20 protein-coding genes are annotated in these 21,601 nt (G+C 72.2%); 10 read left to right on the plus strand and 10 right to left on the minus strand.

All coding sequences use genetic code 11. The annotated features are described in order from the left end of the window. The first annotated feature begins 4 nt into the window (after positions 1–4). Together ABZU76_RS31660 and ABZU76_RS31665 are read left to right on the plus strand one after the other, a co-directional pair. Positions 5–214 (plus strand): MbtH family protein, encoded by a 210-nt coding sequence (locus ABZU76_RS31660; RefSeq protein WP_220240961.1) that lies wholly within the window; start codon positions 5–7, stop codon positions 212–214. Positions 215–435: 221 nt separating this feature from the next. Beyond that, positions 436–2,082 (plus strand): DUF885 domain-containing protein, encoded by a 1,647-nt coding sequence (locus ABZU76_RS31665; protein WP_354875868.1) that lies wholly within the window; start codon positions 436–438, stop codon positions 2,080–2,082. An 86-nt stretch (positions 2,083–2,168) separates the two neighbouring features. On the opposite strand, the gene ABZU76_RS31670 is transcribed toward ABZU76_RS31665, so the two are convergent. The 3 genes from ABZU76_RS31670 to ABZU76_RS31680 all read right to left on the minus strand — a co-directional run bounded on the left by ABZU76_RS31670 (position 2,169) and on the right by ABZU76_RS31680 (position 6,791). Next, the gene (locus ABZU76_RS31670) at positions 2,169–3,245 is read right to left on the minus strand and encodes an iron-siderophore ABC transporter substrate-binding protein (protein ID WP_354875869.1); all 1,077 of its coding nucleotides are present in this window, start codon (positions 3,243–3,245) and stop codon (positions 2,169–2,171) included. 82 nt (positions 3,246–3,327) lie between these two features. Continuing rightward, complete coding sequence (locus tag ABZU76_RS31675) at positions 3,328–5,103, minus strand: ABC transporter ATP-binding protein (protein ID WP_354875870.1); 1,776 nt, start codon at positions 5,101–5,103, stop codon at positions 3,328–3,330. Beyond that, positions 5,100–6,791, minus strand: coding sequence for an ABC transporter ATP-binding protein (locus tag ABZU76_RS31680; protein ID WP_354875872.1), 1,692 nt, complete (start codon positions 6,789–6,791; stop codon positions 5,100–5,102). Before ABZU76_RS31680 ends, ABZU76_RS31675 begins: the two co-directional genes overlap by 4 nt. A gap of 114 nt (positions 6,792–6,905) precedes the next feature. On the opposite strand from ABZU76_RS31680, the gene ABZU76_RS31685 reads away from it, so the two are divergent. Both ABZU76_RS31685 and ABZU76_RS31690 read left to right on the plus strand, forming a co-directional pair. Beyond that, entirely contained in the window at positions 6,906–7,958 is a 1,053-nt protein-coding gene (locus ABZU76_RS31685) for an iron chelate uptake ABC transporter family permease subunit (protein WP_354875874.1), read from the plus strand. Next, entirely contained in the window at positions 7,955–8,995 is a 1,041-nt protein-coding gene (locus ABZU76_RS31690) for an iron chelate uptake ABC transporter family permease subunit (RefSeq protein ID WP_354875876.1), read from the plus strand. Before ABZU76_RS31685 ends, ABZU76_RS31690 begins: the two co-directional genes overlap by 4 nt. 3 nt (positions 8,996–8,998) lie before the next feature. Here the strand turns inward: ABZU76_RS31690 and ABZU76_RS31695 are convergent, their stop codons facing one another. From ABZU76_RS31695 to ABZU76_RS31710, 4 genes are all read right to left on the minus strand, one after another. After that, positions 8,999–9,838, minus strand: coding sequence for a DMT family transporter (locus ABZU76_RS31695; RefSeq protein WP_220240950.1), 840 nt, complete (start codon positions 9,836–9,838; stop codon positions 8,999–9,001). A gap of 82 nt (positions 9,839–9,920) precedes the next feature. After that, positions 9,921–10,340, minus strand: coding sequence for a barnase inhibitor (locus tag ABZU76_RS31700; protein ID WP_354875878.1), 420 nt, complete (start codon positions 10,338–10,340; stop codon positions 9,921–9,923). A gap of 136 nt (positions 10,341–10,476) precedes the next feature. Then, on the minus strand, positions 10,477–11,652 hold the full coding sequence (locus tag ABZU76_RS31705; RefSeq protein WP_354875880.1) for a serine hydrolase domain-containing protein: 1,176 nt from the start codon (positions 11,650–11,652) through the stop codon (positions 10,477–10,479). A gap of 484 nt (positions 11,653–12,136) precedes the next feature. After that, positions 12,137–12,403 (minus strand): hypothetical protein, encoded by a 267-nt coding sequence (locus tag ABZU76_RS31710; protein WP_354875882.1) that lies wholly within the window; start codon positions 12,401–12,403, stop codon positions 12,137–12,139. A gap of 560 nt (positions 12,404–12,963) precedes the next feature. On the opposite strand from ABZU76_RS31710, the gene ABZU76_RS31715 reads away from it, so the two are divergent. The 6 genes from ABZU76_RS31715 (at position 12,964) to ABZU76_RS31740 (ending at position 18,216) form a co-directional block, all read left to right on the plus strand. After that, positions 12,964–13,476 (plus strand): DinB family protein, encoded by a 513-nt coding sequence (locus tag ABZU76_RS31715; RefSeq protein WP_354875884.1) that lies wholly within the window; start codon positions 12,964–12,966, stop codon positions 13,474–13,476. A gap of 17 nt (positions 13,477–13,493) precedes the next feature. Beyond that, complete coding sequence (locus tag ABZU76_RS31720; RefSeq protein ID WP_354875886.1) at positions 13,494–14,204, plus strand: MBL fold metallo-hydrolase; 711 nt, start codon at positions 13,494–13,496, stop codon at positions 14,202–14,204. Positions 14,205–14,467: 263 nt separating this feature from the next. Further along, entirely contained in the window at positions 14,468–15,301 is an 834-nt protein-coding gene (locus ABZU76_RS31725; protein ID WP_354875888.1) for an ABC transporter permease, read from the plus strand. Then, entirely contained in the window at positions 15,286–16,014 is a 729-nt protein-coding gene (locus tag ABZU76_RS31730; RefSeq protein ID WP_354875890.1) for an ABC transporter ATP-binding protein, read from the plus strand. The genes ABZU76_RS31725 and ABZU76_RS31730 overlap by 16 nt, the downstream gene beginning before the upstream one ends. 25 nt (positions 16,015–16,039) lie before the next feature. Beyond that, positions 16,040–17,035, plus strand: a complete 996-nt coding sequence (locus ABZU76_RS31735) for an ABC transporter substrate-binding protein (protein ID WP_354875978.1) — start codon at positions 16,040–16,042, stop codon at positions 17,033–17,035. Continuing rightward, positions 17,032–18,216 carry an LLM class flavin-dependent oxidoreductase gene (locus tag ABZU76_RS31740; RefSeq protein WP_354875892.1) on the plus strand — a complete coding sequence of 395 codons (1,185 nt, stop codon included), beginning with the start codon at positions 17,032–17,034 and terminating at the stop codon, positions 18,214–18,216. Before ABZU76_RS31735 ends, ABZU76_RS31740 begins: the two co-directional genes overlap by 4 nt. Here the strand turns inward: ABZU76_RS31740 and ABZU76_RS31745 are convergent. Genes ABZU76_RS31745 through ABZU76_RS31755 form a run of 3 tightly spaced genes read right to left on the minus strand, consistent with a single transcriptional unit; the run spans position 18,192 to position 21,519 of the window. Then, a complete protein-coding gene (locus tag ABZU76_RS31745) occupies positions 18,192–18,803 on the minus strand; it encodes a class F sortase (RefSeq protein WP_354875894.1) in 612 nt (203 codons plus the stop codon). The genes ABZU76_RS31740 and ABZU76_RS31745 overlap by 25 nt on opposite strands. Then, a complete protein-coding gene (locus tag ABZU76_RS31750) occupies positions 18,793–19,653 on the minus strand; it encodes a DUF4397 domain-containing protein (protein WP_354875896.1) in 861 nt (286 codons plus the stop codon). Before ABZU76_RS31750 ends, ABZU76_RS31745 begins: the two co-directional genes overlap by 11 nt. A gap of 21 nt (positions 19,654–19,674) precedes the next feature. Further along, positions 19,675–21,519, minus strand: coding sequence for a phospholipid carrier-dependent glycosyltransferase (locus tag ABZU76_RS31755; RefSeq protein ID WP_354875898.1), 1,845 nt, complete (start codon positions 21,517–21,519; stop codon positions 19,675–19,677). Positions 21,520–21,601: the final 82 nt, after the last annotated feature.

Raw genomic sequence — 21,601 nt, forward strand, 5'->3', positions numbered from 1 at the left:
CACCATGACCAACCCCTTCGAAAACCCCGACGGCACCTACCTCGTGCTCGTCAACGACGAGGGCCAGCACAGCCTGTGGCCACAGTTCGTGGCCGTCCCGGCCGGCTGGACCACCGCCTTCGGGCCCGACGCCCGCCAGCCGTGCCTCGACTACGTGGAACAGAACTGGACCGACCTGCGGCCGAAGTCGCTCATCGAGGCCATGGAGTCCTGACGCGGCAACGCGAAACCGCCCGGCCGGAGAACTTCCGGCCGGGCGGTTCGGTGGTTCAGGCTCTGTGCTGAGGTTCGTTGACGAGCGACGGCTTCTCTCGGGTGGGGAACTCGGAAGGGGGACCGCAGTCGAGGACGACTCACCACGCTGTGGGCATGCCCGCGACCGATCAGGATCGGGATGACACGATGAGTGGGTCCGATCCGGCCGTTGGGGGAACGATGTCCGAGGTCACGAAGCTGGCTGATGAGCTCCATCGGACGGTGCTCGACCGGTTCCCGATGTCCGCGATCGTGCAGGGCATCCCCGGCTATGGTGACCGGCTGCCCGACTACGCCGAAGCTGCCGAATCGGACTTCGCCACCACCGTCGCGCGGATCGCGGACCGCGCCGAACGGCTGGACCCGGCCGAGCTGACCGCCTCCGAGCTGGTCACCCGGGCGGTCGTCGTTCAGCAGGCACGTATGCACAGTCAACGGGCCAAGGGCCGGTGGACCGAGTTCACCGTCAGCGACTTCATCCTCACCCCTGTTCCCGGGTTGCTGCTCGATCTCGCCACACTGCCGCTGACCATGGGCGAGGACCTTGTGGGCCGATTGCGCAGCCTGCCCACGTTCTTCGAGACGCTGACCCGGCGCCATCGGGACGGCGTGGCCGCCGGGCTGCTCCCGGTCGCACACCTCGTGGTGGCCGCCGTGAAGCAGCTCGACGACCAGCTCGCCGACCTCGGCACGCTGCGCCGGTCGGCTGAGGGTGCGCTCGGCGACCGCTGCGACGAGATCCTCCGAGAGGTTGTCGCCCCAGCGATCCGGGCCTACCGCGACGTGCTGACCGGCGAACTCCTCCCACGTGGCCGCGACGCCGACCACGCCGGGGTGTGTTGGCTGCCCGGCGGGGAGATCCGGTACGCGGCCGCCGTGCGCGGACACACCACGACGGGCCTTTCGCCGGACGAACTGCACCGGATCGGTCTCTCACTCGTCGCCGAGCTCGGCGAGGAGTACGCGGCGCTCGGCCCGGCGGTGTTCGGGACTTCGAGGCTGAGCGAGATCTTCGCGCGGTTGCGGGGCGACCTGACGCTCCGGTTCCGCACCGGGGAGGAGATGCTCCTCGCGGCCCGCGACGCGGTAGGGCGGGCAACGGCGGCCGCATCTGGTTGGTTCGCCGCCATGCCTTCGTCGGAGTGCGAGGTGGCCGCGTACCCGCCTACGAGCTCGTCCCGTGTTCCCTCCGCCTATCTGGTCGGCAGCCTCGACGGTGCCCGGCCGGGCACCTACTTCGTGAACACGAGGAGCCCCGCCGATGTCCCGAGGCACAAGGCGCAGGTCACGGCGTTCCACGAGGGCGTGCCGGGTCACCACTTCGAGATGACGCTGAGCCAGGAACGCACGAACCTGCCGCTGCTGCGCCGCACCGCACAGGTCACTGCGTTCCGCGAAGGCTGGGCTCTCTACGCCGAACGGCTCGCCGACGAGATGGGTCTGTACACCGGTCCGCTCGACCGGCTCGGCATGCTCGCGATGGACTCCAACCGCGCGGCCCGGCTGGTCGTCGACACCGGGCTGCACGCCAAGGGCTGGAGCCGCCGGCGCGCGGTGGAGTACCTCCTTGCCAACACCCCGATGGCGCCGGCCCTGATCGAGTCCGAAGTGGACCGTTACCTGTCGGAGCCGGGGCAGGCCCTGGCGTACATGGTGGGCCGCCGTGAGATCGGCCGACTGCGCAACCAGGCCGATCACGTGCTCGGCAACCAGTTCGACCTTCGCGCTTTCCACACGGCAGTGCTTTCCGAGGGGCAGGTGCCGTTGTCCGTTCTCGACGAAATCGTCACCACGTGGATCGGCTCGTGTACTCCGCCGAATCCCTGAACCCAGAACGGAATTCCCGCGCACCACACGACAACGCCCGGCCGGAGGACGTCTCCCGGCCGGGCGTTGTCGTGTGCGCACAGGGATCAGGCCGCGGGCTTCACGTCCGTGGCCGGGTTGCCGTCGACGGCGGCGGTCAGCTGGGGGACGATCCGCTCGAGCGTGTAGGGCAGGCTGAGCACGCTGACGAACGACGTGGCGCTGCCGTAGGTGCTCGGGTCCTCGATGAAGACCTCGCGCTTCTGCTTCGCGACGTTCAGGCCCGAGTACAGCTTGTCCTTCGCCAGGGTCGCCTGGCCGCCCGGGATGGTGTCGACGATCCAGACCAGGGCGTCGACGTTGAGCAGGTCGGTGCGTTCCGCGCTGATGTTCGCGCCGAACTTGTCGCCGATGAGCTGGTCGAGGTTCGGGGGCAGCTTGAAGCCCAGCGAAGTCAGGATGCGCGAGCGCGGGTCCTCGCTGCCGTAGACGAAGTAGCCGTCGTACTGGGTGGCCATCAGGGCGCTCTTGCCGGCGAACTCCGGGTGCGCGGCGCGGGCCTTGGCGAACTGGTCTTCGACCCCGGCGACGAGCGCGTCGGCTTCCTTCGCCTTGCCCACGGCCTTGCCGACGGTCTTGGTCGTGTCCTGCCACGGGATGCCGTAGTCGTTGTACTGCTTGGGTTGCGCGATCGTCGGCGCGATCTTCGACAGGGTGGTGTACTGCTCGTGCGTGAGCGCCGAGTACAGGCCGATGATGAGGTCCGGCTTCAGCGCGGCGATCTTCTCGAACTGCGGCCCGTCGGCGTCCTTCAGGACGGTCGGCAGCGGTGCGTTGCCGAGCTTCGCCTTGGCCCACGGCGCGATGGCGCCGGGGAAGTTGCCGAGCCAGTCGGTGGTGCCGACGGGCACGACACCGAGCGCCAGCAGCGAGTCCTGCTCGGTCAGGCCGACGGTGACGACGCGCTGCGGCGCCTTCTCGATCGTGGTCGAGCCGTACTTGTGCTCGATGGTGACCGGGAACGCGGCGGGGTCCGTGGCGCCGGAAGTGCCGGTCGAGCCCGGTGTCGCGGGGGCGTCGGAGCCGCACGCCGTGAGGGCGTCGGCGAGCATGAGCGCCGCGGCGAGCGCCCCGGCGGTCCGGGCGCGCCCGCGCGCGGCGGACAGGAGGGAGAAGCGGGCCATCGTCGGTCCTCTCGATTAATCAGGTTTGCCTAACCTAAGTCAGACCGCCCTGTCGATGCAACCACGTCCACCGCGGCGAGCCTCACTCCGTTACCGGGTCGTCCACTCGGCGCGTCCCCGACCACGCCGCCCACAACGTCGCGTACCGGCCGTCCGCGGCGACCAGCTCGTCGTGCGTGCCCGTCTCCACGACCACGCCCGCGTCGAGCACCACGATCCGGTCCGACGCCGCCGCCTGCGTGAGCCGGTGGGCCACCACGAGCCCGGTCCGCCCCGCGAGCGCCGCCGCGGCGGCCGCCTCCAGCGTTTTCGCACCCGCGCTGCCCGCTTCGGCCGTGGCCTCGTCGAGGATCGCGACCGGCGGGTCGGCCAGCACGAGCCGCACGAGCGCGAGCTGCTGCGCCTGCGTGACGGTGAGCTGGTGCCCGCCGTCGCCGACAACCGTGTCGAGCCCCTCCGGAAGCGCCTGGGCCCACTCCAGCGCGCCGACAGTGGTCAGCGCCGCGCGAAGGTCCTCTTCGGACGCTTCGGGCCGCGCCAGCCGCAGATCGTCAGCCAGCGTGCCGCTGAAGACGTGCACCTCCTGGCTGATCAGGGCCACGGTCCGCCGCGTCTGGGCCGGGCCCAGGTCGGCGAGCGCCACGCCGCCGAGCGACACCGAACCCGAGCCCGGCTGGTGGATGCCGGCGATGAGCTTGGCCAGCGTCGTCTTGCCCGCGCCACTCGCGCCGACCAGCGCGACGCGTTCGCCGGGCGCGAGTTCGAGGTCCACCTCCCGTAGCACCGGGTGACCGTCCACATAGGAGTGCCGCAACGTGCCGGCCTTCACCGACGAGTCCACCGGCCGGGCCGGCTGCTGCGGCTCGACCGGTGCCGGCAGGTCGGCCACGCCGATCAGCCGCGCGAGGCTCGCCGCGGCCGCCTGCGCGTCGTCGACGAGCGCGAGCGCCGTGTTGATCGGACCGAAGAGGCTGTGGAAGTACAGCGCCGCCGCGGTGGCGACACCGACCCTCGCGAGGTCCGCCCCCACGAGCAGGTAACCCGCCGCCAGCACGGCCGAGAGCCCGATGAACTCCGCGAGGTTCAGCCGGCCGAAGAACCGCGTGACCAGGCGGATCCCGCGCAGCGCCAGCTCGACCGCGCCGTCCGAACGCTGACGCACTCGCTCCACGTGCTCGTCGGCCAGCCGGAACGCGCGCACGGTCTTGGCACCGCCGATCGTGTCGAGCAATTGTTGTTGCTGCGCACCGACGGCGGCCCGCTGCGCCGCGTAGAGCGGCTTCGCCTGCCGGACGTACCAGCGCACGGTGTGCAGCTGGATCGGCACGGCGAGCAGGGCCGCGAGGAGGAACCGCCAGTCGAGCACGGCCATGGCCACGAGCGTCAGCACGATCGTGAGCACTGACCGGCCCAGCTCGGGCAGCGCCTCGCGCACGGCCTCCGCGACGACCGACACGTCGTTGGTCACGCGCGTGGTGAGGTCGCCGGAACCGGCCTTCTCGACCTGTTCGAGCGGCAGGCCCAGCACGCGGTCCACGAACCGCTCACGCAGATCCGCCAGCATCGTCTCGCCGAGGCGCGCGAGCATCGAGGTCCCGATGGCCGTGGCGATCGCCGACGCGACCGCCACGAGCACGAGCTCCACTACCGGCGTCACGAGGTCCGTGGCCGGGCGGTGCTGCGCGACGATGTCGACGACGCGGCCCAGCAGTGGCGCGGTGAGCAGGCCGACGGCCGTGGCGGCCACGACGAAGGCGAACGACCCGGCGGCGCGCGCCTTCGAGCGGCGCAGCAGTTCGCCCAGTACAGCGCGGATGCGGTGCCCGTCCGCGGTCGGGAGCAGTTCGCGGGTGCTCACGAGAGCACCGCCGCGCGGTAGTCGGCGCGCCCGCGCACGAGGCCGGCGTGCTCGCCTTCGGCGACCACGCGTCCTTCCTCGAGCAGCACCACGCGGTCGGTGGCCGCGAGCAGAGCCGGGCTGGTCGTCACCACGATCGTGGTGCGGCCGCGGCGCAATCGGGCGATGCCTTCGGCGATCCGGGCTTCCGTGACCGTGTCGACGGCCGTGGTCGGGTCGTGCAGCACGAGCACCGGTGTGTCCGCCGCCAGCGCCCGCGCGAGCGCGACGCGTTGCCGTTGCCCGCCGGAGAGCGAGTGCCCCCGTTCGGTGACGGCCGTGGCCGTGCCGGAGGGCAGCGTGCTCGCCACCTCGTCGGCGGCCGCGGCCGCCAGCACTCCATCCGGCACCGCCGGGCCATCCGCTCGCACGTTCTCCTCCAGGGTTCCTTCGAACAGATCGGCGTCGTGGGCGGCCACGAGCACCACCTCCCGCACGCGGTCCGGGTCCACAGTGGACAGATCGACCGCGTCGACGCGCACCATGCCCGCACCGGGGTCGGTGAAGCGGCCGAGGCAGTCGAGCAGGTCGGTGGCCGTGGCCGGGTCGGCGGTGACGACCCCCAGCAGCTGTCCGGCGGGCACGGACAGGTCCAGCTCCCGCAGCTTTCCGTGCGTCACACGGGAAAGCTCGATTCCGCCCGCGGCCGGCGCCGGCAGCGACGCGCTGCCCTCCGGCACGGCGAGCGGGGAGTTCAGCACGGTCGCGACGCGCCCGGCCGACGCGCGACCCTGCGCGAACTGGCCGTTGACCCACGCGAAGATCGAGAACGGCGTCTGCAGGAACTGCGCGAGCCCGACCGCCGCGACGAGGTCGCCGACGCTGATGTCGCCGTTGGCCGCCAGGTTCCCGCCGACGAGCGCCACCAGCGCGATGAAGATGCCCGTCAACGCGAGCAGCGCACCGTTGTGCCAGGCCTGCGCGCGGGCGGCGCGCACGGTGGCCAGCAACGAATCCCGGCTGGTGCGGCGATACCGGTCGACGGCGGCCGGTTCGGCGCCGATGCCCTTGAGCACCCGCAGCCCCGCCACCAGGTCGGCCGCGACGCCTGACGCGTGCGCCGCCCGCTCCTGCTCCACCTCGCTGCGCTTCTCCAGCGGCTTGCCGATCAGGTGGGCGAGCAACAGCAACGGGGGAGTGCCGAGCAGCACCAGCAGGCCGAGCGGCACCGACATCCGCAGCAGCGCGACCGCGCTGACCACGAGGCCCGCCAGCGCCGAGATCCCGAACGGCACCGTCGCGTTGATCATCCCGACGCGGCGAGCGTCCGACGTCCCGATGCTGGCCAGCTCACCCGCGAGCGCCCCCGTTTCGGTGCCGCCCCGCGAATGCAGCACGCGCCGCGAGAGCGAGAGCCGGATGTCGTGCGCCGCGCGCTCGGCGGCGCGTTCCGCGGCCCGCGCGCCGAAGCGGTAGCTGTAGGACAGCACCAGGAACACCACCGCCAGCACCCCCAGCCAGGTGAGCAGCGTGAGCACGGAGCTGTCGGCCACGGCGTGATCGATGACCACGCCGATCACCACGGGCACCAGGGCTTCACCCCCTTGGTGCGCGGCGGCGAGAACGGACGAGAGCGTCACGGCCCCCCGCTGTCCGGAGATCGCGTGCCGCAGCACGTCCCGCCCGGTCGTCGCTGCAGCCGTCGTCACCGGCGCCCTCCCTTTCGCTCCACCTGCTCAGCGTGCCGCCTGCACCGCGACTTGATAGGTAAGGCTAGTCTAAGAAACGCCCGCGAAGGAGTGCCCGGTCCCCAGGAGGTGTCGGTGGTCGTCAGCGTCAGCCCACCCGTGGCGGCGGGGCCATCCGCGCACCGGGGGCGGGCTCGAACCCTGCGCGGCGGCGGCCTGGTGTGCGCCGTCGCGCTGCTCGTGCTGATCATGCTTGTCAGCCTCTGGGTGGGCTCGAAGAGCATCCCGTTCGGCTCGACCTGGTCGGTGCTCTGGCACAACGACGGCAGCGCCGACGCGGTCATCATCCACGACCAGCGCCTGCCGCGGACGCTGCTCGGCGCCCTCGTCGGCGCCGCCCTCGGGCTCGCCGGCGCGGTGATGCAGGCGCTCACGCGCAACCCGCTCGCCGACCCGGGCCTGCTCGGGGTGAACAACGGCGCGGCCGCCGCGGTGGTCTCGGCCATCGCGTTCACCGGCGTCACGACCGTCCTCGGCTACGTGTGGTTCGCGTTCCTCGGCGCCGCGGTCGCTTCGGTGGTGGTCTACCTGCTCGGCACGGCCGGGCGTGGCGGCGCGACGCCCGACCGGCTCGTGATGTCGGGCGCGGCGCTCACCGCGGTGCTGCAGGCCTACATCGGTGCGGTGCTGCTCATCAACCCCGACACGTTCAACCAGTTCCGGTTCTGGAACGTCGGCTCGCTCAGCGGCCGGCGCGCGGACGTGCTGGTGCAGGTGTCGCCGTTCATCGCGATCGGCTTCGTGCTGGCGCTGCTGCTCGCGCGGCCGCTGAACGTGCTCGCGCTGGGCGAGCAGACCGGCAAGGCGCTCGGTGCGCGCATCGGCCGCACGCGGGTTCTGGGCGCGATCGCGGTCACCCTGCTGTGCGGCGCTTCGACGGCGGCCATCGGGCCGATCGCGTTCATCGGCCTGGCGGTGCCGCAGGCGGTGCGGATCCTGGTGGGTCCGGACCAGCGGTGGGTGCTGCCGTACTCGATGATCCTGTCGCCGGTGCTGCTGATCGGGTCCGACGTGATCGGCCGCATCCTCAACCCGCCGGAGGAGCTGCAGGTGGGCATCGTGACGGCGGTCCTCGGCGCGCCGGTGTTCATCGCCCTGTGCCGGCGGCGGAAGCTGGCGCGCCTGTGACCGCGATCGAGGAACGGCCCGTCCGGGTGCGGCGGGTTTCGCTGCGCGTGACACCGCGCGCGTTGGTGGTGAGCATCGTGCTCGCCGTGGTGCTGTTGGTGCTCAGCGCCGTCAGCATGACGACGGGTGACTACCCGCTGTCGGTGCTCGACGTCGTGAAGACGCTCTTCGGCTTCGGCGACGCGGGCACGGAGTTCATCGTGACCACGCTGCGGCTGCCGCGGCTGCTGCTCGCGATCCTGGTCGGCGCGGCGCTCGCGGTGAGCGGAGGCGTGCTGCAGAGCCTGTCGGCCAACCCGCTCGGCAGCCCGGACGTCATCGGCTTCACCGAGGGGTCGGCGACCGGCGCGCTGCTCGTGATCGTGCTGGCGCACGGCGGTTCCGGCGAAGTGGCGCTCGGCGCGCTCGTCGGCGGGATGCTCACGGCGCTGGCCGTCGGGCTGCTCGCCTACCGGCGCGGGCTGCAGGGGTTCCGGATGATCCTGGTCGGCATCGGCGTCGCCGCTATGCTCACGGCCGCGAACTCGTACCTGATCACGCGGGCTTCGCTGCAGGACGCGTACGCCGCGCAGGCGTGGCTCGTCGGCGGCCTCAACGGTCGCGGGTGGGACGAGATCTGGCCGGTCGCGATCGCCGTGGTGGTGCTGCTGCCGCTCGCGTTCGGCTACGGCCGCCGGCTCGCGCTGCTGGAGATGGGCGACGACTCGGCCAAGGGGCTCGGCGTGCCGGTGGAGCGCAGCCGGGCGGTGCTGCTCGCGGTGGCCGTGACGCTGTGCGCGATCGCCACCGCCGCGACGGGACCCATCGCGTTCGTCGCGCTCGCCGCGCCACAGCTGGCGAAACGGCTGGCGCGCTCGGCGAAACCGGCGCTCGTGTCGTCGGCATTGATGGGCGCGCTGCTGCTCGTGGCCAGCGACCTGGTGACGCGCCTGGTGTTCGGTGAGGAAGGGCTGCCGGTCGGCATCGCGACCGGCGCGATCGGCGGTCTCTACCTGATGTGGCTGCTGTCGAGCCAGTGGCGGCGCAACCGCGGCTGATCCTCAGACGGGCTGCTCGATCGGCGCCGGCTCGCCGAACCGGGCGAGCGCGAGCGCCGCGGTGACCGCGAGCACGAACCCGGCGACGGCCACGATCACGAAGCCGGGCCGCGTGCGGTCGCCGAGCAGCACGACGCCGATGAGCGAGGGCAGCACCGTCTCGCCGAGCACCATCATCGCGGTCGACGTGGTCACGCTGCCGCGCTGCAACGCCGTGGCGTAGAACAGCATCGCCATGCCGCCGGAGACGGCGACGATGTAGAGCGCCGGGTCGGTGAGCAGGTCGAGCGGGGCGAGGCTCGGGATGATGCGGCCGGCCACGGCGACCAGCCCGAAGCACAGGCCCGCGATCAGGCCCAGCGCCGGCGTCCGGACGCGGCGCCCGGCCTTGCCCGCCGCGATCCCGGCCAGCCCGAGCACGACCACCGCGCCCGCGAGCGCCAGCCGGAAGCCCAGGCCCACCTGGTCCGAACCTTCGCTCTGCGCCGACGAACCCAGCAACGCGAGCCCCGCGCAGACGACGACCACGGCCGCCCACTCGCGCGCCCCGAGCCGCACGCCGAACACCCGAGCGGCCACGGCCGTCACCGCCAGGCTCGCGGCCTGCGTGGCCTGCACGACGAACAACGGCAACACGTGCAGGGCGGCGATCTGCGCGACGAACCCGAGCACGTCCAGCCCCAGGCCCGCCACGTACTTCCACTGCCGCAGCACCCGCAGCAGCAACCGCGGGTCGACTCCCGCACCCGCGTCGGGCGTCGCTTTCGCCGCCACGGCCTGCATCACCGAAGCGACGCCGTACGCCACGGCCGAGAGCAGCGCACAGAGCAGTCCCCACACCATGACCGACACCCTATTCCGGGTGCTCGCGCGGAGGTCAGGCTGTTCACCCGGCGGGTGTGCGGTCCCGTTCGGACAGGGCCGGTCAGGCCAGTTCCAGCAGGATGCCGTCCTCGGATTCGCGACCGCCGGGGCCGTGGATGCGGATGATGTCGACGATCGCGTCGAACAGAGTCGGGCCCTCGCCGCGTTGGGCGGCGGCGATCCTGGCGGCGACGGCGGAGCGGTTGTCCGGGTGGCAGACCAGGAGATTTTCTTCCAGCCAGTGGACTGTCGCCTCGTATCCGAGCGCGCGGCGAGACACGTCCGAGTCGAGCCAGCGCAGGACCCAGCCGCCGTCCGGGGTGCCGAAGCCGCCCCGGAGCACGTCGTTGAAGGCGTCCAGGCTCCCACGCCAGCGGTAGCCGTCGAGCAGGCGCGAAAACTCGCGGACGAAGCCCGCGAAGTCGGAAAAACGGGATCCGTCGACGAGCAACACCGGAAGGTCCTCGTCGTTGCCGGTCATGGTGCCAGCATGGCATGACCCGCGTTGCTGGGTTCCCGTCATGTCGAACACGAGTTCGAAGGTCGAGCGAGCGTGAAACGCCGTGAAGGGCGCTACCCCGCAACGGGAAGAGCGCCCTTCACGGTTCTCACCGGGTTCAGAGCGAGGCGTAGAGCGCCCGCTCGAAATCCGCGTACATCTGGAGCTGCCCCGGCGGGACGAACGGCAACGACTGCGAGTAGATCGCGCCGGTGACGCCGCTGGCCGGGTCGACCCAGAAGTGCGAGTTGCACAGTCCTGCCCACGCACCGCTGCCGGGTGCGCGCATGCCCGGCTGCTGCGCCGTGGTGAGCACCAGGCCCCAGCCCCACTTGAGGCCCGGGCCGAGGTCGAGGTCGTGCGTCGAGGCCGGGTCCGCGGTCGGGATGTGCGCCGGGAACTCGATCTCGCCCACCTGATTGGTGAACGCCTCGTCCACAGTGGACTTCCGAAGCACCTCGACCCCGTCGAGCGTGCCGCCGCCGAGCAACATGCGCTGGAACTTCAGGTAGTCGCGCGGTGTGGAGTAGAGCCCGTGGCCGGCGGTGTAGTACTCGGGCTCGGTCGGCAGGTCGATCTCCGTGACCGCCCAGGTGCGGTCCTTATCCTGCACGTGGACGGGCACCAGGTTGGCTCGCTGCTCGGCGCTCGGGACGAACGTCGTCTCCGCCATGCCGAGCGGGCCGGTGATGTTCTCCTTGAGGTAGACGTCGAGCGACTTGCCGGACGCGGCCTCGACGACCCGGCCGAGCCAGTCGGTGTTGATGCCGTACTCGAATGTCGTGCCCGGGTCGGCCACCATCGGCGCGTCGAAGATCACGGTCTTGCCGGCCAGCACGTTCGGTGTGCCGGTGGCCTGCTCCCACTTGAGGATGTCGGCGTTCCAGAACCAGTAGCTCAGGCCGCTCGTGTGCGTCACCAGCTGTGCGACAGTCGCACGGCTCGCGGGTGGGCGCAGCACCGGGTTTTCGCCGTCGAAGCCCTCCAGCACCTGGACATCGGCGAACTCGGGCCGGTAGGTGTCGATGGGGGCGTCGAACTCGAGCTCGCCGCGGTCGCGCAGCTGCAGCGCGGCCACGGTGCCCACCATCTTGGTCATGGACATGATCCGGAAGTGCGAGTCGGCCGAGACCGGCTCCGGCGCCCCCGCGGCACGGGGTCCGGCCGCGCCTTCGTAGATGATGCCGTCACGATCCGCCGCGACGGCGACGACGTTGGGCGCGTGCCCAGCGCCGACCGCGTCTCGTAGCACTCGGTCCATAGCCGAGGTGTCGATCGTCGAAGTCGAGCTCACCGTTGAGTTCCCCTCATCACGTGTTGTGAGTCCTGCCGGAACGACGGCCGCGGATGCGCCGCCACCAATTGCGCGCTCGCGAACGGAGCGTGCCTGCCACCAGGACGATGGCGCTCGGGGCCCCGGCGGGGCGGCGGGTGCCCCGCGGAACCGCGGTCTTCTCCACCGCCACCCGTGAACTGCTCGAACATCCGCCGGCCGACGTCGCCGGCGAGTGCCCGGCCGAACTGGGCGATCCGCCCGGTGAGGTAAAGGCAGTGGTGGCCCGCAGCCGCGCCCCGTCTGGCTGGTTCCTCAGCGACCAGCACGATGCCGGCCTGCGTCCGGCCGCCGGCTTCCTCGCCCTGGGCCGACGACGCGGAACCTGTGTGCGCCGGCGTACGAGAGCCGGATCGGGCCGACGGCCACCCGCGCCCGGCCGCGGTAGCGGTCGTCGCCGAGGTGCTTGGTGAGCTCCGCGCCAGGACCGGGCGAGGAAGCGTCATCACCGCTTTCCCCTCGTCGCGAAACGGTACGCGCGCGCCGGCTCCCGCGCACCCAGTGCGGACAGCAGCCGGCGCCGGTAGGCGGGCGAGCCGTGCGGTTCCCCGGCGGTGTCGACGAGCTCGCCGGCGGGCGTCGCCGCCGGTTCGGCGAGGGCGTCCGCGTCGCCTCCGGCTACGCACACCATCACGGTGACATCGCGCGTGACTGCCCGGTCGGACCGACCGAAGGCCGTCAGCACGGCCTCCTCCACCTGCCCACCGGACACCGGGCCCGGATCGCGACGCCGGCGAGCGCGAAGTCCCCGTGGCGCCGGGCGACCTCGGCGAACGCGAAGCCCTCCCACGCACGCGGCAGCGAGAACCGGACGGCGGCGAGCACGTCCTCAGGGCCGAGGTCGCTCGACTGCGGACCGTTGAAAAACCGGGGGTGAACAAACTTCTCACCACCGCTGGGTCCGACCTCAACCGGCGAAAAGCTCGGCATCGCGCTCCCACGTCACCGACGTGGCCCACCCCGGGCCGACGGTTCGGTTACCGCGATCTCGGCGCGTAGCCGCGCGGTCGCGGCGTCTGGGTCACCGAGGTAGGCCAGTAGCAGGGCCTGCGGTTCGAGTACGTCGGCCCGGCCCCCTGTCGACGGACGCGGTGAAGTGGGCAACAGCCTGTTCGGCGCGGGCGAAAGGCGCATCCGTGATGCGGACCGGGGGTCGGCGTAGGTGACAACTACCGCGCAAAATTGGTGACGACAAGCGCGCACAGCTGCGACGAAACATCGACGTCGTGCACGCTCCTCGGTGACCTGGTCCGCGTTGTAGACTCCGCAGCCATGTCGAACACGAGTTCGAAGGTCGAGCGTGCCTGGCCCGACCCGCTGAGCGGCGACGAAATGACCGTCCAGCTGCGGTTTCTCGGGTTCCTGCGGGCGACCGCGGTGAACAAGGTCGCGGGCCTCACCCGGGAGCAAGCGGTCGCGACGCCGTTGCCGAGCTCGCCGCGGATGAGTGCGCTCGGGGTGGTGAAGCACCTGACGGCCGTCGAACGGTGGTGGCTCTCGATCGAGGCCGGTGGCTCCGACGCGCCGTCGTTGTGGCCGGGTTCGCCGGACCCGAGCTGGGACCTGGCCACCGGCGACGACCCGGCGTCGATGGTCGCCGCCTACCGCGCTGAGTGGGAGCGGTCGGCTGTCGCGCTCGCGGGTCTCACGCCCGAGGAGCGGACACGCCGGGGCGGGGAGTTCACCGTGCGGTGGGTGCTGGCCCACGTCGTGCAGGAGACCGCCCGCCACGTCGGCCACCTCGACGCGCTGCGCGAGCTGGCGGACGGAGACGTGGGGGAGTGAGCCGATAGGCTGCCTGCATGGCAGACCAGCTGTATTTCCGCCAACTGCTCGCCGGCCGGGATTTCGCGGTCGGGGACCCGGTCGCGACGCAGATGGTCAACTTCGCCTACCTGATCGGCGATCGCGAGTCGGGTGAGGCCGTGATCGTCGATCCGGCCTACGCGGTGGGCGACCTGGTGCAGGTGCTCTACGACGACGGCATGCGCCTGGTCGGCGTGCTCGCCACGCACCACCACCCCGACCACGTCGGCGGCGACATGATGGGCTTCTCGCTGCCCGGCATCGCCGAGCTGCTCGCGATCCAGCAAGTACCGATCCACGTCAACACCGAAGAGACCGAGTGGGTCCGCCGCGTCACAGGCGTGTCCGGCACCGACCTGCGCGCGCACGACCACGACGACGTGCTCAGCGTCGGCGCGATCGACATCCGGCTCCTGCACACGCCCGGCCACACGCCGGGCAGCCAGTGCTTCCTCGTCGGCGACCGGCTCGTCTCGGGCGACACGCTGTTCCTCGAGGGCTGCGGCCGCACCGACTTCCCCGGCGGCGACGCCGACGCGATCTACCGCAGCCTCCAGTGGCTCGCGACGCTGCCCGGCGACCCCGTCGTCTACCCGGGGCACCAGTACTCGGCCGAGCCGTCGGCCGCGCTGTCACACGTGAAGGACACGAACTTCGTGTTCCGGCCGCGTTCGCTCGACGAGTGGCACCGGATGTTCGGCGCCTGAGGCCGTCCCACTCCTCGGATCTCCCGCGCCGTTCTGAGCGGGCACAAGCGGAACAAGCGCCGCGCCGGTTCCAGTGCCTGGGAGCCGGCGCGGGCTTTGTTGACGCGGTCCGCCGGATCGGGTGAAGCTCGGGGCATGAACCTCGGCGCGCTGCTCGTGAGCCGCCTGCACGTCGACCTCCGGCAGCAGGCGAGCGCGATCTGCCGTCCGCGCTGAGCGGTTCCCCTTTCCCTGTAGCAAAAACCCGTACCCGGGAGAAATCCGTGTCGATTTCCACCACGGGTGTGCTGACGCGCGCCCGAAAATCCGAAGCCACCGGGCCGCCGAGGCCCGCGCAACAGCCGTCCCGGCGCCGAGTTTCCCTCCGCCGCTGGATCAGCCCGGTGGTGCTCGTGGCCGCGTGGCAGCTCGCGAGCTCCACCGGCGTGCTGCCGCCAGAGAAGCTCAGCGCCCCGTGGACGGTGCTGACCAGCGCGTTCGACCTCGCCCGCACCGGTGAACTGGGCAACGCGTTCGTCGTTTCGCTCGGCCGGGTCGGGGCGGGGTTCGCGATTGGCGCCGTCGCCGGCGTGCTGCTCGGGATCGTCGCCGGGCTGTCGCGGTGGGGCGAGGCGCTGGTCGACCCGCCCGTGCAGATGCTGCGGACGCTGCCGTTCCTCGGGCTGATCCCGTTGTTCATCCTGTGGTTCGGGATCGGCGAGGAGACGAAGATCGTGCTCGTGGCCCTCGGGGTCGCGTTCCCGCTCTACCTCAATGTCCACTCGGGAATCCGCACGGCCGACGCCCGGCTGGTCGAAGCCGCGCGGGCACTGGGATTCACGCGGGGCGAACGGCTGTGGCACGTGATCCTGCCCGGCGCGCTGCCGCAGGCGCTGGTCGGGCTGCGGCAGTCGCTCGGGCTCGCGTGGCTGGCGCTGATCGTCGGCGAGACCGTGAACGCCGACGCCGGCTTGGGCTACCTGATCAACAACGCCCGTGAGTTCCTGCGCACGGACGTCGTGGTGGTCGGCCTGATCGTCTACGCGATCCTCGGCCTCGCGACCGACGCGCTGGTGCGGGTTCTGGAACGGAGGGCGCTGCGATGGCTGGTCCCGTGACGCCGGTGGTCGCGGTGCGCGACCTGACGAAACGGTTCGGCGAGCGCACTGTCCTCGAGGGACTCGAGCTCGAGATCGGCCGCGGCGAGTTCGTCGCGCTGCTCGGCCGCAGCGGCTCGGGCAAGTCGACGCTGCTGCGCGTCCTTGCCGGGCTCGACACGGAAATCGACGGCACCGCGCGCGTCGAGGGCACCGTGTCGGTCGCGTTCCAGCAGCCGCGCCTGCTGCCGTGGCGCAAGGTCTGGCGCAACGTCGTGCTCGGCCTGCGCCGCGACGGCGAGAACCGCTCGCGCGACCGCCGTGTCGCCGAGCAGGCGCTGGAAGAAGTAAGGCTGTCCGGGCACGAGGACGACTGGCCGCTGACGCTGTCCGGCGGTGAGGCACAACGGGTTTCACTCGCCCGCGCGCTCGTGCGCGAGCCGGACCTGCTGCTGCTCGACGAACCGTTCGGCGCGCTCGACGCGCTGACCCGCCTCGCGATGCACCGGCTCGTCGAACGGCTGTGGCGCACGCACGAACCCGCGGTGCTGCTCGTGACCCACGACGTCGACGAGGCCCTGCTGCTCGCCGACCGCGTGCTGGTCCTCGACGAGGGCCGCATCGTCTCCGAACACGTCCTCGGCCACGTGCGGCCGAGGACGGCCACCGACCACGCCGACGTGCGCTCACGCGTGCTGGCCGACCTGGGAGTGACCGAAGGTGCACCTGCGTAACCCTGCCCGCAAAACCGCACTCGCGCTGGCCGTGGCCGTAGCGCTCGGCGGGCTCACCGCCTGCTCGTCCTCCGGGGCGGCGACCGGACCCGCTCCCGTGCCCGCCCCCGTTTCGGCGGCCGACCTGGCGAAGGTGACGCTGCGCGTCGGCGACCAGAAGGGTGGCGTGAAGTCACTGCTCACGGCGGCGAACCTGCTGTCCGACGTGCCTTACCGCATCGAGTGGTCCACGTTCACCTCCGGCCCGCCGCTGCTGGAGGCGGCCTCGGCCGGCGCGATCGACGTCGGCCGCGTCGGCAACACCCCGCCCCTCTTCGCGGCCGCGGCGAAAGCGAAGATCTCAGTGGTCAGCGTCGCGAAGAGCAACGTCGAGCGCGAGGCCATCCTGGTGCCGCCGGACTCGCCGCTGAAGGACGTGGCTTCCTTGCGGGGCAAGACGATCGCGGTGTCGAAGGGCAGCTCCGCCCACGGGCAGCTGCTGAACACGCTCAAGCGCGCGGGAATGTCCACCAAAGACGTGAAGCTGTCGTTCCTTCAGCCGTCGGAGGCGTACGCGGCGTTCACCCAGCACCAGGTGGACGCGTGGGCGATCTGGGACCCCTACACGGCTCAGGCGCAGCTCGACGCACACGCCCGCGTGCTCTCCGACGGGCGTGGCAGCTCCAACGGCCTCGCGTTCGAAACCGCGAGCACCGCCGCACTCGCCGATCCGGGACGCAACTCCGCCATCCGGGACTTCGTGAAGCGCGTGGTCAAGGCGCAGCTGTGGGCGAACACCCACCGCGACGCGTGGGCGAAGGCGTGGGCCGCCGAGACGGGCCTGGAGCCCGCTGTGGCGCAGAAGGCTGTGTCCGCCGGGCGCGACGAGCCGATCCCGCTCGACGACTCGGTCGTCGCGTCGGAGCAGCAGCTCGCCGACGCCTTCACCGAAGACGGCACCCTGCCGGGGAAGGTCGATTTCGCGGCGTTCGCCGACCGCCGCTACGGGCCTGACATCGAAGCCGTGAGGAGCAACGGATGAGCCTGAAACTGCACTGGTTCCTGCCGACGAGCGGCGACGGTCGCACGATCGTGGAACGCTTCCACGCCAACAAGTCCCTGGGCCGAGCCGCGCAGCGACCGGCGGATGTCGACTACCTCGCCCAGATCGCGCGGGCAGCCGAGCAGCTCGGATTCGAGGGCGTGCTCACGCCCACCGGCACGTGGTGCGAGGACGCGTGGCTCACCACGGCCGCGCTGATCCGCGAGACGCGCCGGCTCAAGTTCCTCGTCGCGTTCCGGCCCGGCGTCATCTCGCCGACGCTGGCGGCGCAGATGGCGGGCACCTTCCAGCGCTTGTCGTCGGGCCGGGTGCTGCTCAACATCGTGACCGGCGGCGACGCGGTGGAGCAGCGCCGCTTCGGCGACTGGCACGACCACGACGCCCGCTATGCCCGCACCGACGAGTTCCTCACGATCGTGCGCGGCGTGTGGTCGGGCCGCCCGTTCGACTTCTCCGGCGAGCACCTGGAGGTCGCGGGTGCGACGACGCTGGCCGCGCCCGATCCGGTGCCACCGCTGTACTTCGGCGGCTCGTCGCCCGCCGCGCTGCCGGTGGCCGCGCGCCACGCCGACGTCTACCTGACGTGGGGCGAGCCGCCTGCGCAAGTCGCGGAGAAGATCGGGAAGGTGCGCGCGCTGGCCGCGGCCGAAGGCCGGACCGTCCGGTTCGGCGTCCGCCTGCACACCATCGCGCGCGATACGTCGGCCGAGGCGTGGGCCGAAGCGCAGCGCCTGCTCGACGCGCTCGACCCCGCGCAGGTCGCGCAGGCACAGGCCCAGCTCGCCGCCAGTGAGTCGGAGGGCCAGCGCCGCATGGTCGCGTTGCACGGCGGCCGGCTCGACGCGGGTGCGCGCGGGCTCGAGATCCACCCGCACCTGTGGGCCGGCATCGGCCTCGTGCGCGGCGGCGCGGGCACCGCGCTGGTCGGCAGCCACGAGGAGATCGCCGACCTCATCGAGGAGTACCACGCGGTGGGCGTCTCGGAGTTCGTGCTGTCCGGCTACCCGCACCTGGAGGAGGCGTACTGGTTCGGCGAGGGCGTGCGGCCGGCGCTGGCCCGCCGCGGTCTGCTGGCCGACGAGCCTGTGTTGCGGTTCGAGGAAGAGCTCGCGCAACGGAGTGGCGGCCCAGTAGGTCACGTCCAGCGGGTCGAGGCGTAGACCACCACGTTGTCGCGATAGGACCGGGCGGCGGCGTCGAAGGCGCCGCCGCAGGTGATCAGGCGCAGCGCGGCGCCCGGGGCGGGGCCGTATACGGCGTCGGTCGGGAAGGCGTCCTTCGGGTAGCGCTGCACGGCGTCGACGACGAAGCGGGCGGCGCCACCGTCGGAGCGTTCGACGCGGACCTCGTCTCCGGGCTGAAGCTCGCGCAGGCGGAAGAACGGCGCCGGGCCGGACCGGGAGTCCACGTGGGCGGCGATGACCGCCGGCCCGGGGTCACCCGGTGCCGGGCCGGCGGCGTACCAGCCGACGTCGGCGAAGCTCTCCGGCGCCTGCAGCTCGTGCGCCGGGCCGAGGGCGAGCGGGACCAGATCGCGCACGTCGACCCCGATCGCCGGGATCGTCAGGCGGACCGGGCTCACGCTCGCCGCGGGAGGCAGCGGCCCGACGCTGCCGGCCGGTTCGGTGGCTGTTGCCGCAGGAGGGGAGACGGAGGTCGTCGGGGGGACCACTGTGGACGGTGCGGGTGTGCACGCGGCGCAGACCAGCGCGACCGCGCAGCATACCCGGATCAGGTCAGCGCGCACGGCCTTCCCGAATCCGCCGGACCAGCGGCGTGAGCACCAGCACGAGCAGGAACACCGCGACTCCGCCCGCGAACCACGGTTCGGCGTGGTCGCCGCCGGACGCCGTGCCGCCGCCCCCGGTCTCGACGCCGAGCTTCGGCGGGTTCGGCAGGTTGGCGCCGTCGGAGATCGGGGTCGCCTTCAGCGTTCCGTTGTCCTGGGTCACGAGCAACGTGGTCGACGAACCGGCCGCCACGGGGACGTCGGCGTTCGCCTTGACACTGCCGCTCGTCAGCTGGAGGGGCACGGTGCCCTCCGGCACTTCGGCGTACGGCGTGGTGTCGCCGTAGGCCGCGTTCGTGGCGAGCGTCATGCCGTCCGGCCCGCCGACGCTCACCGGCGCGGGGGTCGCCGACCCCTCGACCACGCGTACGCGGCCCTTGCCCGCGCCCGGCGCGGTGAGATCGTCGGTCACGAGGGCGCCGTGCAGCGTCCCGTCCGGACCGTTCTCGAACACCAGCAGCGAGTATGCGGTCTGCTGTGCCACGGAGATCGTCGCGCTGAGCGCGGGCGCGGTCGTCGGCGCGGCGTCGGCGGGCCGCATCGAGAGCGTGTACTGGCCCGGGTCCAGCGACGAGTACGGCGTGACGGCGCCATAGCCCGCCTTGCGGATCACCACCTTCTCGGGCTGTCCGAACGGCGCGAAGTAGATGTCGACCGGCGGCACACCCGGCGACAGGTGCCCGACGCGGATCCAGCCGACGCCGGGTCCGGGGCCGGTGGCCGCTCCCGCGGTGGGAGTGGTCGTGAGCAGCAGCAGCGCGGCGGCCGCGAGGAGACCGGTGGGTCTGAAAAGGGTTCGAAGGCGCATCGGAGGTGACCTTTCGGAGGATCAGGGTGCGGTGAAGGAGGTGAGCAGGCCGGGCGGGGCGAACGGCGGGTAGCTGACGAGCACGCCGCCGGCCGTCCGCACGACCGAGGCCGGGCGGAACACGGCGCGCTGCCCGGCGTAGAACCGGGAGGCCGCGTCGTCGGCGCCGGTGACGAGCACCTGCCGGCGCGGCTGTCCCGCCGCGTCCTCGCCGGGCACGGGCGGGAACGCCGCGATCCGCACCGGCTGCTGCGACGCGAACGCCGCCAGCGTCGAGATCAGCCGGGGATCGAGATCGCCCCGGCCGAGCACGGCACGCGTTTCCGGCACGCAGTTGATGCGCCCGGACCTGGTGAGCGCGGCACCCGCGTGGGCCCGCGCGGTCTTCTCGCCGTTCTCGTCCGGCACGAGCACGGGCGACCCGAGCCGGGCGACGGTGACCTGTCCCGCGCCGCTGCCGAAGACCGCGGCCGCGTCGGGGGAGTCCACTGTGGAGGACTGGGCCAGTGCCGGTGGGGTGAGCGCGGCCCAGTCCGGTGGCGGGTTCGCGGCGGCCGTCGTGACGAGCAGGCCGGTCGGCCAGCCGCCCGCCGCGAGCGTGGTCCAGGTGGCGTCGTCGACGAGCACGCGGGAGCCCGCCGCGTTGGCCTGCAACCAGGTGCGGGCCTCGACCGCCGGGGCCGGGCCCGCGGGCCCGGGGCGCAGCGTGGTGAACCCGTGGGCCCAGCTCAGCGCGAACATCGCGGGCAGGACCACCACGCCCACGGCGACGCCGGCCCCGGGCCGGGCGGGCGCGCGCCGGTGCTCCGGTTCGTGGTGCGCGGAAACCACGGCGTGCGCCACCCCGGCGGCGACCAGCGGCGTGAGGGGCAGCAGCAGGGCCAGCACCGCGGTGGCCGGCAACCCGGGGACCGCGAGCAGACCGGCCACGAGGAGGCCGGACACCGCGAGCGGGCGCACCGTCGCGACGAACAGGCCGGCGATCAACGCGAGTGCCGACACCGCCGTGAGGGCCGGATCGAAAACCAGCCACTTCGGCAGGGCCGGCTCGCCGCCGGTGGCGAGGGCGGGGCGTAACCACGCGGCCAGCGGCCCGAAGGCGAGGCCAAGGCCGAGGTTCACCACCACGGCGACGAGCCCGGCCCGCGCCGGAGAACGGCGCAGCAGCAGCCAGCCCGCGGCGGGCAGGAAAAGCAGCGTCAGTGGTGAGGTCAGCACGGCGGCCAGCAGGCAGCCCGCGCCCAGCAGGTCCTGGGCAAGGCCGTGGCGGGAAGGTCCACTGTGGTCGCCGGCGGAGTCGGAAGAACGGAGAGGTGCGGCGACGAGGTACAGCCCGGCCAGCGCCCACATCACCGCGAGGTGTTCGACGACCACCACGTGCTGGAGCCCGATCGCCAGCGGCGACACGGCGAGCAGCACCGCGGCGACCACGCCCGCCCAGCGCGGAAGGCCGAGCCTGCGGGCGAGCAGCCACACCAGCACCGTCGTCACCACTGTGGCGACGATCATCGCCTCGCGCACGGCGGCGACCGGCGTCGCCGCGCGGTCGAAGGCGTGGGACGACATCGTGTACCCGGCGAGCTGCAGCTGCGCGAACGGGCTGGCGCCGGCCGTGGTCGTACCGCCGTACGCCGTGAGGTGGCCCAGCGCGTAGGCGCGGGCGACGGTCGTGGCTTCTCCGGGCAGGGAAGGCGTAGTGGCCGCGAGGTAGACCACGCGCAGACCACCGGCGAGGGCGAGCAGGCCGAGCACGAGATCGAGCGACAGCAGCCGGGTTCCGGCCGCCGCGACGGGATCGCGGCGGACCCTGGAGATCGGCGTGGGGGACCGGCCCGGGAACGTGATCCCCCAGCTCTGCTGGGCCATCCGGACGATCGTAGTTACGGAGAATCACGTGACCAGACCTGTGCCTCCGACGTCATCCGAACGGCCTAACCCTCACGTAACC

The organism is Amycolatopsis sp. NPDC005232 (assembly GCF_040607795.1).
In the GTDB taxonomy this organism is placed as follows: domain Bacteria; phylum Actinomycetota; class Actinomycetes; order Mycobacteriales; family Pseudonocardiaceae; genus Amycolatopsis.